The sequence below is a fragment of the Devosia sp. genome (genome assembly GCF_039927955.1).
In the GTDB taxonomy this organism is placed as follows: Bacteria; Pseudomonadota; Alphaproteobacteria; order Rhizobiales; family Devosiaceae; genus Devosia.
This window is the reverse complement of record NZ_JBDSUA010000066.1, coordinates 11839-23215: the sequence shown is the minus strand read 5'-3', so window position 1 is coordinate 23215 and position 11377 is coordinate 11839. Positions and strand designations below refer to the sequence as shown.

The window sequence follows — 11377 nt, the reverse complement described above, 5'->3', positions numbered from 1 at the left end:
GTTCGTGACTCACCCCCTCCCTTGATCCCTCCCCACAAGCGGGAGGGTGTCGACTGACAGTCCGGATGATCAAACATTCGGACCACCCGAGATCACCACGCGGATTGGCGTCGGGTTGAAGCCATTGCAGGGGTTGTTGACCTGCGGGCAATTGGAGATGACGCAGAGCACATCCATTTCTGCCAGCAGTTCGACATGGTCGCCCGGCGCCGACAGGCCATCGACGATGGTCATCTGGCCGCTGGGCTGGATCGGCACGTTCATGAAGAAATTGATGTTGGGGACGATGTCGCGCTTGGACATGCCGTGTTTGGTGACTTCTAGCAGGAAATTGTCGCGGCAGGCATGCAGGTATCTGGTGTCGTGCCCGAAGCGGACGGTGTTGCTTTCGCACGAGCAGGCGCCCGCCGAGGTGTCGTGGCGGCCGCAGCTATCGGCGGTGACAGTCAACATCACATTGCCTTCGCTGGAGACGATCTTGGTGCCCAGCCCGACATAGGCATTGCCATTGACGCGCAATGTGTCCTGCCCGCTATAGCGCTCGGAGAAATCGTCGGCCTTGTAGAACAGTGTATCGACGGCCTGCTGGCCTTCGCTGTCGATAATGCGGATGGTCTGGCCCTTGCGGACAATGCCGGACCAGGGCTTTTCGGCGGGAACGAGATAATCCATGTGCTGTCCCCTCAAGCCAGTTGGGTGGCGTTGTTTTCAAAGCCGCGCACCGCTTCGGCGGTGGCGGTGCGACACAGGTCATCGGCGGCAACCGGCAGGCGGAAGCGGGTGACCGTGACCGGGTTGGTCACTGGCTTCGGATCGAGCGGATGCGGGCAGTTGGACAGGGCAATGATCAGGTCCATTTCGGCGCGCAGGTCGACATAGTCGCCGGCAACGCGCAGGTCTTCCCGCCAGACGAAATTGCCGTCCGCATCGACGCGCAGCGGGGCAAAGAAGGTCATGGCCGAGGGGATATCGCGGCGATCGAGCCCGAGCTTGCCAGCGACAAGGATGAAGTTGTCGCGGGTATTGCGCTGACCGGGATGGGTGGCGGCGGTGGAGCCGCCAACCAACCCATCATGGGCGGTGGATGCCGCCTCGGTCACCGAAAACAGCACCCGGCCCATATCGCTGAACAGCACCCGGCCCTTGGCGATGGCGGTGGTCCATTGCACCTTGACGGTGTCGGGCAGATTGAGACGTTCGGACGTATCGGCAAGGCTCCAGGCGATCATCGACACGGCGGAGGGGCCATGATCCTGCGCGATGCGGATGGTGTCGCCCGCCTTGAGAATGGTCGACCAATACCAGCCGCCGGGGATGGTTTCGCTATGGATCGGATCTGTGATGGGCGCTGCGGGAACGGCGCTGGCGCCCGGCAGCGCCTTGGGCGCGTTCTGCAGGCCTTTGCGCTGGTGTTCCTCATAGCGCGCGCGGTCGGCGGCGATCTGGTCGGGGGTGCGGCTCATGGATTGTCTCCTTGTGGCGCCGGGTCGTCCTGGCTGAAACCCAAGGGCATGACCGGGTCGTCCCGGTCGGGCGTATAGATTGAAGGCTCGCCGGCAATGCGCGGCGGCCAGATATCGATGTCGCGGCTGAGCAACGCGCCATAGCGCTCGCGCTCCTCGGGACGGTCGCGCGGCCGCTCGAAGGCAATGACGCGGGTGCCCAGCGTAAAGGCCTCGCGCATGTCGTGAGTGACCATCACCACCGTGAGTTGGGTCTCGTGCCACAGCCGCTTCATCAGCACATGGATTTCGGCGCGAATACCCGGATCGAGTGCGCCGAAAGGCTCATCGAGGAGGAGAACCTTGGGCTTCATGATCAGCGCCTGCGCCAGGGCCAGCCGCTGCTGCATGCCGCCGGATAACTGGGCCGGGTACTTCTTCTCTGAGCCAGACAGGCCGACCTCGGCAATCAGTGCCATGGCCTCCTCGACCGCATTGCGGCGAGCGGCGCCGAACAGGCGCGCCGCGACGGGACTGTGAAATTCCTTGCCGAGCAGCACATTGCCCAGCACGGTCAGGTGCGGAAATACCGAATAGCGCTGGAACACCACGCCACGATCAGGACCAGGCTCGGCGACCAATGGCACGCCGTCCATGGTGATGGTGCCCTGCGTGGGGGCTTCTTCGCCCAGCAGCATTTTAAGGAATGTGGTCTTGCCGCAACCGGACGGGCCGACCAAAGCGACAAAGGCGCGCGAGGCGATGGTCAGCGAGATTTTCTCAAGCACGATCTGGTCTCCGTATTCTTTCCAGACCTTGTCGAAGACGATGGTGCTCATCAGCGCGCCTCCAGGTTGGACCATGGGAAGACGGCGATGCGCAGGCGATCCAGCGCGAAATTGGTGAGTACGGCGAGCAGCGTGATCCAGGCTACATAGGGGAAGATCACGTCCATCGACAGATAGCGGCGGACGAGGAAGATGCGATAGCCCAGGCCGCTATCGGAGGAGATGGCTTCGGCAGCGATGAGGAACAGCCAGGCCGGGCCCAGTTGCAGCCGAAGGCAGGTGATCAGGCGCGGTAGCACTTGGGGCAGCACGACGCGCAGCGCGATCTGCCAGGAGGAGCCGCCCAGCGTTTCAGCCTTGGTGATCTGCTCCCTGGGCAGTTCCAGCACCTTGAGCGCCAGATCGCGGATCATCGCGGGGGCAACACCGATGACGATGAGCGTGATCTTGGCGGTTTCCCCCAGGCCCAGCACGATAAACAGGATCGGCAGCAGCGCCAGCGGCGGCACCATGGAAATCGTGGCGATCACCGGCGCCAGCAGCGAACGGGCATAGGGCAACATGCCGACGAGCATGCCGATCACCAGCGCAATGGCGGTGGAAATCGCCAGCGCGGTGAACAGCCGCGTCAGACTCGCCGAGGTATCGGACCACAGCAGCAGATCGCCCGAACGCTGGTCTGGAATAAACGCCATGCGGTTGACCGCATCGACCAGCGTGCCCAGCGCCGGCAGCAGCTTGTCGGTCGGGTTATCGGCCAGCCGCGCCGCCGAGCCGAGCCCATAGGCGATGACCAGCAGCACGAACGGGCTCAGCATCAGCGCGATCTGCAGCGGTCGATTGGGTTTGGTGTTGATCCAGCGCATGGTTTTGCTCGGACTGTTCGTGAAAAGAAAGCGACCCCTCATCCGCCCTTCGGGCACCTTCTCCCTCAAGGGGAGAAGGAGGCTCCGTAACTGGGCTAGGTACTGATCCTCCCTCGCCCCTTGAGGGAGAGGGAGGATCGGCCGCAGGCCGAGACGGGTGAGGGGTTGGGAGCCGCGATGCTGCCTACAGCCCGCCCTTGGCCGCCATGTCCATGTATTGGCTGCTGAACCGCAGCTTCACATTGGCCTTGTCGCCCAGCACCGTGCCGTCGGGCAGTTCGATGCCGATGACATCGGCAGAAGCCGCGCCGCTGCCCAGCAGGCCCTTGTCGAACAGGAAGGTGCGAACCTTGTCCATGGTGGCGGAAAGGTCGGGCGAGGTGGTGAAGGCGACAGCATCGGCGGGTTTGTCGAACAGCTTGGTCGAGGCCAGCTGGGATTCAAAACCGGCCAGATCGGTGCCTGATGCCACGCCCATGGCGGTACGAGCGGCTTTGCCTTCATCGGTGTCGGCGGTCATCACCGCCATGGTATCATACCAGATGCCGGCCAGCGCCTTGCCGAAGCTCGGGTTGTCCTTGAGCGTCTCGGTATTGGCCACCATCATGTCGATGATCTCGCCAGGGATCTGGGTGCTGTCGAATACCTTGGTGGCGTTGGGCAGCGCCGCGATTTCGGACACCATCGGGTTCCAGGTGACCATGGCGGTAACATCGGCGGTCTGGAAGGCGCCGACCATATCGGGATCGGAGGTGTTGACGACCTTCACATCCTTTTCGCTCGAACCGATGCTTTCCAGCGCCCGGTTGAGCAGATAATCGGACACCGAATATTCCACCAGATTGACCGATTGGCCCTTGATATCGGCAAGGGTCTTCTTGTCCTTGAGGATCACGGCGTCATTGCCGTTGGAAAAGTCGCCGATGATCACCGCGGTGGTATCAACGCCACCGGCGGCCGGGATCGACAGGCCATCCATATTGGTCAACGTCACCGCATCATAGGCGCCGGCGGTGTACTGGTTCATCGACTCCACATAGTCGTTGAACTGGGTGACCTCGATGGTGATGCCGTATTTGTCGGCCCATTTCTTGACGATACCGCTATCGGCGGCATAGCCCCAGGGCATCCAACCGACATAGATCGACCAGGCAACCTTGAAATCGGTTTTGGCGGCGGCGAAAGCGAGCGTGGCGGTGCTGGTCGCCAGCGCCAAGGACAGCGCAGCAATTGCGGTGATTTTGGTTATGAACTTCATCTCAATTCCCCTTTGCGTCATTCACAAAAAGGGATCGTGCAGAAACCATCGCGCCAATCCCTTGGCTATCGAGGTCTCCCGGGCTTTTGTCCCGCCGTGCGTCCGGCCGGATGTCTCCCGGCCGGTGGTAGCTCTCGGACCAGACGCGCTATCTAGCGCCGGAACCCTAGCTCCATACTCTGCATACAACCAAGCAAGCACCATGCCAGACTCAAAGGCTATGCAAATCAAAGACTTGAACCATGGGCGGGAGAACAGCATGGACAAAATCTGGGCGGAGAGCAGCCCATTGTCCAAAGTTTAGGCAGCAGGTTTGGCGGGCGCGATGCGTAGTCTGCAATCGACATGTTCTAGAACTCAGCTATCGTTTGCCGAACAATTCCGCTGGACGGAGGCACGCATGGACAGAAATCACCGCATTTATTCCGTCAGCGTCGCCAGTGTGTATCCGCTTTATGTCGCCAAGGCGGAGCGCAAGGGACGCACGAGAGCCGAGGTCGATGAGATCATCCGCTGGCTGACGGGCCATAGCGAAGCAAGCCTGGAACAGGAGTTGGCGAAGCAGACCAATTTTGAAGACTTCTTCGCGCAAGCCCCACACCTGAACCCGGCACGATCGCTGATCACCGGGGTCGTGTGCGGCATTCGCGTTGAGAATATTGAAGAGCCGACGATGCGCGAAATCCGCTATCTCGACAAACTCGTCGACGAACTCGCCAAGGGCAAGGCGATGGCCAAAATCCTGCGGGCTTAGGCGCCGATGCTGGCCGAACGCTGCAGCGCCAGTACCGCCTCGACGTTGTGCCGGTGTACTGGTTCATAGGCATCGAAGTACTCGATACCGCCAGTGGCCAGCGCTTCTGCGGCAAAGTCACGGAGCGACAATGCGGCCAGTTCCGGATGGGCCTTGAGCTGCTGCAATTTGTCGACATAGAGCTGGGTCGCCGTGATGAACGCCCGGCCATAGCCGCCGGCGGCGATCATTTCGTATGAGCCGTGATTGGGCAGGATGTGGGTAAAGTCCCAGGACTGCATCCGCGCCAAATCCCGCAGATGGATCGACAGCCGCTCGGCTTGCGTCACATAGGTGACGGTATCCTCCAATGTATCGCCGGCAAGCAGCACCCCGGTTTGCGGCAGCAGCAGCACGGCGCCATCGTGGCTGTGAATGTCGAGGAAGCGCACTTCGACGACAGTATTACCAACGCGCAGCTCGGTTTCTCCCGGCAGGATGGTCGTCGGCATGATCAGCGGCTTGATCGGCGGATCGTTGTTCTCGAGCCATTCCCGATTGTCGATCAGGGCCTGCTGGGTCAGCGGGTTGGCGATGATTTCGCAATCGGCAAACACTTCATTGCCGGCAACGTGATCGGTATGCCAGTGGCTCAGGATCACCCGCATCCTGCGAATGCCCTGCTGCTCCAAAGTGCGGCGCACCACCAGAGCATGGGGGATCGACATGTGCGTGTCATAGACCAGCGCCTCGTCGCCCTCGACGATGGCATAGGAACAGCAGCCCAGCGTGAAGGCGCCGTCATCCAGCCAGTTAGGGGCTGGCGAGTGCGCCCGCACGCCGGGAATACGCCCGTCATAGAAGCCGATGATATTGGGATAGGGGCGCACGATGCGCATCGTGGCAGCAAGGTCAAAGGTCATCATAAGCTCCCAGAATGGCGCGGTGCACAGATAGTGTCCTGCCACGTATTGTGCCTAATAGGTAGGCTTCATACTGGCAACTGCATACAACATTAGCAACCCCCGCGCGTCGCATCCTTGATTCACAACGATATTTTTCTGGCACGCCGCTTGCAATATTGAATTCGAGTTTGGGGCTAGGGTTCCGGTGCCGGTGGCATGTCTGGTCCGAGAGCTACCACCGGCAAGGGGAGACATCCTTCCGGACACACGGCGGGACAAAAGCCCGGGAGACCTCGTTGGCCAGGGATTGGCTGAGGGATGGTCTTCGTCCGATCCCTTTGAGAATTATCGCGCAAGGGACAGCACCATGAACTCCAACGTTTTCAATCCGACTGGAACTACTATCAGACGGCCGCATCGCGGGCTTATCGTCGCCGGCCTCGCCGCTGCATTGCTGCTCGGCACCGGCTCTGCCTTTGCGCAGGAAGTGCTGCACATCCCCTATGTGGCGGATATCGGCTCGTTCGACCCCGATAACGCCTTCGAAGTGGGGGCACTCAGCGCCATCAACAATGTCTATGAGGGCCTGGTCGAATACGAACCCGGCTCGACCAGAATCGTCGGCCTGCTGGCCAAGAGCTGGGAAATCTCCAGCGATGGCCTGACCTACACCTTTCACCTGGTCGACGGGGTCAAGTTTCACGATGGCACGCCGCTGAACGCTGCCGCAGTGATCAATTCGTTTGAGCGTCGGCGCGACCACAATCTCATCCTCGGCTACTTCCTCGGCAACGTCACCGAGATGAAGGCGCCGGACGAGCTGACCGTGGTGCTCACCCTGGGCCACCCGCAGCCATCGCTGCTGGACGGTTTTTCCAGCCCCTGGGGGCCAAAGGTGGTCAGCCCGGCGGCGCTGAAGGAGCATGATGGCGGCGACTTCGCCACCACCTGGCTCAACGAGCACGCTGATGGCACCGGCCCGTTCAAGCTGGGCGAGTTCGCGCGCGGCGAGCGCTATGTGCTCGAGCGCAATGCCGACTACTGGGGCGCCAAGCCGTTCTTTGACGAAGTGCAGATCTCGGTGGTGCCCGATATCGGCCAGCAGATCCTGCAGTTGCAGGCTGGTGAAATCGACGCGGTGCCCAACAATTATCCGTTCGCGCAGCTTGCCAGCCTGCCGCCGGGCCTTGAAATTACTGCCATCCCCAGCATGGCGCAGTTCGAGTTGTTTGCCAAAGCCGGCTCGCCGATGGACGATGCCGACCTGCGCACCGCGCTGCTGACCGCGATCAACCCGGCGCTCTGGGTCAAGGACGCCTTTGGTGATTACGCCGCGGTATCCAAGTCGCTGTATATGAACACCATGCTCGACCCGGTGCATCCGGTGACCTACCCGACAGATTTCGAGGCGGCCAAGGCGGTCATTGCCAAGCATGGCCCGCTCAAGATCGTCATCGGCATGCAGAACGAGGAGCAGAGTTATCAGCGCGTGGCTGAACTGATCATCGCGCAGATGGCCAAGATCGGGGTCGATGCCAGCGTTATCGTGCTGCCGTCTGGCGGCGCCTATTCGTTGAAAGACGATCCCAAGGCGCCCGATTTCCTGCTCTCGCGTTCAAGCCCGGATGCGGCCCATCCGGAAAACCAGGCCAAGGTGTTCTACACCAAGGACGCGCCGCTGAATTTCTTCGGCCGTACGCTGCCCGAAGCCGATGCCATCGTGGATCAGGCAGGCCTTCTCACCGACGTTACGGCGCGCAATGCGCTCTATGAAAAAGCCGGGCAGATGTATTTTGACGCTGGTCAGTTCGTGCCGCTGGTCGACGTCAACGACGTCGTCGTGCATGCCGAGGGCCTGACCGATCTTGGCCTGCGGCCGACCGTTCCGCCGGGTAATATCGATTTTGCCACCGTGCGCTGGGCCGAGTGACCCGTCTGCGGCGCCGGCCTGCCCGGCGCCGCACCCCCTGCAAGTTCGGGATTTCCCAATGACCAGCGTCAAGCGACTCTTCGTGCTGCTCTGCGGCTTCGAGATCATTCCAAAGACGGTTTCAACCTACAATATCGGCGCGCGCTTTATCATCTCGGTGCCGATCAGCGCCTACCTGCTTGATACCGATCAGGGCTGGGTGTTGTTCGATACCGGCCTCGATGAAGCCAACCTGCGCGACCGCGACAAATTGGACGCCCTGTATCTGTCGACCGGCTGGGACCCACAGCCGGTGGTCAAACCACATCACGAACTGGAGCGGCAGCTCAACGAGATCGGCATCGGCTTTGCCGATATTGCGACGGTCATCCTGTCGCATCTGCATGCCGACCATACCGGCCATATCAAGCACATGCCGCACGCCAAATTTATCGTGGCGCAACGCGAGTGGGACTTTGTGCTGTCGGGGAAGGCACCGTCCTATTTCTTTCCGTCCGACTACGCATTGCCGGGCCTTGATTGGCACCTCATTGACGGTGATGCTGAGGTGATGCCGGGGCTGAACATCATCGCCACCCCCGGGCATTCGCCGGGACACCAGTCGCTGGTGATCGAATTGCCCAACACCGGGCCCTGCGTGCTGGCGGCCGATGTCGGCGACCTGATGATCAATTTCACCGACGAAATTCTGCCGGGCGGCATGACCGACCAGACCGAAGCCCTGGCCTCGATCCGCCGCATCAATGCGGTGGTCGCCGAAAAGCAGGCGATGCTGTTCCTTACCCATGACCCCGAACTGATCCAGCAGATCAAGCTGGCGCCTGACTATTATGACTGAGCCGGTCCTGACCATTGCCGATCTGAGCGTGGTACTGAGCCGCGACGGTCATGCCAACAAGGTGCTCGACGGCATCTCGTTTTCCGCCTCGCCGGGCGAGATTATCGCCCTGGTGGGCGAAAGCGGCTCGGGCAAATCCACCATCGGGCTGGCACTGCAGGGACTATTGCCGCGCGAGAGCACGCCGCAGGTTACCGGCTCGATCAGGCTGGCGGGCACCGAAATCGTCGGCGCCGGCGAGCGAGCGCTGCGCTCGGCGCGCCGACATCTGGTCCGCGCCGTATCGCAGGACCCGATGGGGGCACTCAACCCGACGATGACCATTCGCCGGCAGATGCGGGAATCCTGTGGCGCTGATGATGCGACGATCATCGAATGGCTGGGCCGCACCGGCCTGCCCGATCCAGAGCGGATCGCCGATGCGTTCCCCCATCGCTTGTCTGGAGGCCAGCGCCAGCGCGTGCTGATTGCCATGTCGATGATGGCGGCGCCCAAGCTGCTGATTGCCGACGAGCCGACCACTGCACTCGACGTGACCATTCAGGCGCAGATTCTTGACCTGCTGCGCGATCTGGCCCGTGAGCAGCAGACGGCGATCCTGTTCGTCACCCATGACCTCAGCGTTGCGGCTTCGCTGGCTGACCGGGTGCTGGTGCTTTATGCGGGGCGTGTCGCCGAGATCGGCGGCGTGCGCGATGTCATCGCCAATCCGGCGCATCCCTATTCCGCCGGGCTGCTTTCCGCCCGCTTCGATTTCACCTCTGACCGGCTGCGGCCGCTGCCGACATTACCGCTGGAGCGCCAGCGCCTCGCCGATGCCGCGAGCGCCTGTGCCTATGCGCCGCGCTGCACGCTGGCGCAGGCAGATTGCCTGACGGTGCGCCCGCCGCTGCGTGCTGTTCCCGAGCATGCGGGTCTGGCCGCCTGCCTGCATCCCGAGGCGACCCCGCAGCTGACCCGCGCTGCCGAGGCCGCGCCTTGGATGAACACCGAAATCCAGAAAAGTGCCGTGGCGCTCGAACTGTTCAACGTCAGCAAGAGCTTCCCCACCGGCGCGCGCACCCTGTGGGGCGGACGGCAGCCGCGTCCGGTGCTCAAATCGGTGAACCTCGTCATCAAGCAGGGCGAATGCGTGGCGCTGGTGGGCGAGAGCGGCTCCGGCAAATCGACGATCCTGCGCATCGCCGCAGGTCTGCTGACACCCGATAGCGGTGATGTATCGCGCGTCGACAAGGTGCCGCCGCAGGTGGTGTTTCAGGATGCGGTATCGGCGCTGACGCCCTGGCTCAGCATCGGCGAGCAGATCAGCGAACGGCTGCGGCCCGAAGGGCTGAAGCGCGACGCCCGCCGCGCCCGCGTGGTCGAGGCGCTGCAACTGGTCGGGCTCGATCCGGTCCTGATCGACGCCCTGCCCGCAGAACTCTCCGGTGGCCAATGCCAGCGCGCCGTCGTCGCCCGCGCCGTGGTGGTGCCGCCCAAACTGTTGCTCTGCGACGAGCCGATCAGCGCCATGGACGTATCGCTGGCCGCCACCACGCTGAACCTGCTGGGCGATCTGCGCCGTCGCCTCGGCATGGCGATGTTGTTCGTCACCCACGATCTGGCGGCGGCCCGGATTATCGCTGATCGGATCGCCGTATTGCAGCATGGCGAAATGGTGGAGGACGGCGATCCGGATGCCCTGATCGCTTCGCCCAAGGCCGATTACACCCGCACGCTGATCGCCGCGATGCCGACCCTGCACGCCGGTGCCCGGCCATGAACGCCCCGGCCCAAGCCGCGCGAACGCGGCGCTCCCGCAACTGGGGACACTTCTTTGGCCAGGTCGGTTGGCTCGAAACCGCCGGCATTGTCGGCGTGCTGCTGATCACGCTGGTGGCGATCTTCGCCAATTGGCTGACGCCGTACGATCCGATGCTGCGGGTCGCAGATTCCTACCTGCCGCCGACCCTGGAGCATTTCTTCGGCACCGACGAGATTGGCCGCGACCTGTTTTCGCGGGTGTTACTGGGGGTGCAATACACCTGGCTGCCGGGCATCGGCGTCATTGCCGTGACGCTGTTATTTGGCGGATTCCTCGGACTGGTTGCCGGCGCGGTCGGCGGCTGGGTCGATACGTTGATCCTGCGCTTTGTCGAGCTGTTCCTGGTCCTGCCCTCGACGCTGATCGCCCTCGCCGTCGTGGCGGCGCTGGGGCCGGGCCTGCTCAATACCATGATCGCCATCACCATCTTCTGGTGGCCCTGGTATGCGCGAATCTGCCGTGATGAAATCCGCCGGCTCAATACCCGCCCGCATGTCGAGGCGGCCCGCGTCTCTGGCGTTGGCGGAATGCGGCTGATCCTGCGCTACCTGCTGCCGGGCGCTATTCCGACACTACTGGTGGCCGCCACGCTCGATGTCGCCAACATCATTCTGACCATGTCGCTGATGTCGTTTCTCGGCCTCGGCCAACCGGCCCCCGCACCCGAACTCGGCGCCATGTCCTCGCGGGCGCTGGAGAGCCTCACGGTTTACTGGTGGCTGCCGATCATGCCGGCGGCGGTGATCTTTTTCATGTGCTTCGTCGCCAATCTGGCCGGCGACGGCATCCGCGCCGCGCTCCGGGGGGCCTGAC

The 11377-nt window shown here is 62.5% G+C and carries 11 protein-coding genes and 2 riboswitches; of the genes, 5 read left to right on the top strand and 6 right to left on the bottom strand.

Features of this window, described 5'->3' with window-relative positions:
- Nucleotides 1-69 precede the first annotated feature (69 nt).
- The 5 genes from ABIT12_RS15965 to ABIT12_RS15945 all read right to left on the bottom strand — a co-directional run bounded on the left by ABIT12_RS15965 (nucleotide 70) and on the right by ABIT12_RS15945 (nucleotide 4354).
- A complete protein-coding gene (locus tag ABIT12_RS15965) occupies nucleotides 70-672 on the bottom strand; it encodes an urea amidolyase associated protein UAAP2 (protein WP_348041250.1) in 603 nt (200 codons plus the stop codon).
- An 11-nt stretch (nucleotides 673-683) separates the two neighbouring features.
- The gene (locus ABIT12_RS15960) at nucleotides 684-1463 is read right to left on the bottom strand and encodes an urea amidolyase associated protein UAAP1 (protein WP_348041248.1); all 780 of its coding nucleotides are present in this window, start codon (nucleotides 1461-1463) and stop codon (nucleotides 684-686) included.
- A complete protein-coding gene (locus ABIT12_RS15955; RefSeq protein WP_348041246.1) occupies nucleotides 1460-2281 on the bottom strand; it encodes an ABC transporter ATP-binding protein in 822 nt (273 codons plus the stop codon). The genes ABIT12_RS15960 and ABIT12_RS15955 overlap by 4 nt, the downstream gene beginning before the upstream one ends.
- Complete coding sequence (locus ABIT12_RS15950) at nucleotides 2281-3096, bottom strand: ABC transporter permease subunit (RefSeq protein WP_348041244.1); 816 nt, start codon at nucleotides 3094-3096, stop codon at nucleotides 2281-2283. Before ABIT12_RS15950 ends, ABIT12_RS15955 begins: the two co-directional genes overlap by 1 nt.
- A 184-nt stretch (nucleotides 3097-3280) precedes the next feature.
- The gene (locus ABIT12_RS15945; protein ID WP_348041242.1) at nucleotides 3281-4354 is read right to left on the bottom strand and encodes a putative urea ABC transporter substrate-binding protein; all 1074 of its coding nucleotides are present in this window, start codon (nucleotides 4352-4354) and stop codon (nucleotides 3281-3283) included.
- A 73-nt stretch (nucleotides 4355-4427) separates the two neighbouring features.
- A riboswitch (guanidine-I (ykkC/yxkD leader) is annotated at nucleotides 4428-4535 on the bottom strand.
- Nucleotides 4536-4754: 219 nt separating this feature from the next.
- Between ABIT12_RS15945 and ABIT12_RS15940 the strand changes: the two genes are divergently transcribed.
- Nucleotides 4755-5108 (top strand): DUF2200 domain-containing protein, encoded by a 354-nt coding sequence (locus ABIT12_RS15940; protein ID WP_348041240.1) that lies wholly within the window; start codon nucleotides 4755-4757, stop codon nucleotides 5106-5108.
- On the opposite strand, the gene ABIT12_RS15935 is transcribed toward ABIT12_RS15940, so the two are convergent.
- Nucleotides 5105-6010, bottom strand: coding sequence for an MBL fold metallo-hydrolase (locus tag ABIT12_RS15935; protein WP_348041238.1), 906 nt, complete (start codon nucleotides 6008-6010; stop codon nucleotides 5105-5107). The two genes, ABIT12_RS15940 and ABIT12_RS15935, sit on opposite strands and share 4 nt — an antisense overlap.
- Nucleotides 6011-6175: 165 nt before the next feature.
- Nucleotides 6176-6284, top strand: a riboswitch (guanidine-I (ykkC/yxkD leader).
- Between the two features lie 75 nt (nucleotides 6285-6359).
- Here ABIT12_RS15935 and ABIT12_RS15930 point away from each other — a divergent pair.
- From ABIT12_RS15930 to ABIT12_RS15915, 4 genes are read left to right on the top strand one after another with little or no spacing between them, the layout of a single operon-like run.
- Nucleotides 6360-7922: an ABC transporter substrate-binding protein gene (locus tag ABIT12_RS15930; protein WP_348041236.1), complete on the top strand. Its 1563-nt coding sequence runs from the start codon at nucleotides 6360-6362 to the stop codon at nucleotides 7920-7922.
- A gap of 58 nt (nucleotides 7923-7980) precedes the next feature.
- Nucleotides 7981-8760 carry an N-acyl homoserine lactonase family protein gene (locus ABIT12_RS15925; RefSeq protein WP_348041234.1) on the top strand — a complete coding sequence of 260 codons (780 nt, stop codon included), beginning with the start codon at nucleotides 7981-7983 and terminating at the stop codon, nucleotides 8758-8760.
- A complete protein-coding gene (locus ABIT12_RS15920; protein WP_348041232.1) occupies nucleotides 8753-10522 on the top strand; it encodes an ABC transporter ATP-binding protein in 1770 nt (589 codons plus the stop codon). The genes ABIT12_RS15925 and ABIT12_RS15920 overlap by 8 nt, the downstream gene beginning before the upstream one ends.
- Nucleotides 10519-11376: an ABC transporter permease gene (locus tag ABIT12_RS15915; RefSeq protein ID WP_348041230.1), complete on the top strand. Its 858-nt coding sequence runs from the start codon at nucleotides 10519-10521 to the stop codon at nucleotides 11374-11376. Before ABIT12_RS15920 ends, ABIT12_RS15915 begins: the two co-directional genes overlap by 4 nt.
- The last annotated feature ends 1 nt before the right edge of the window (nucleotide 11377 follow it).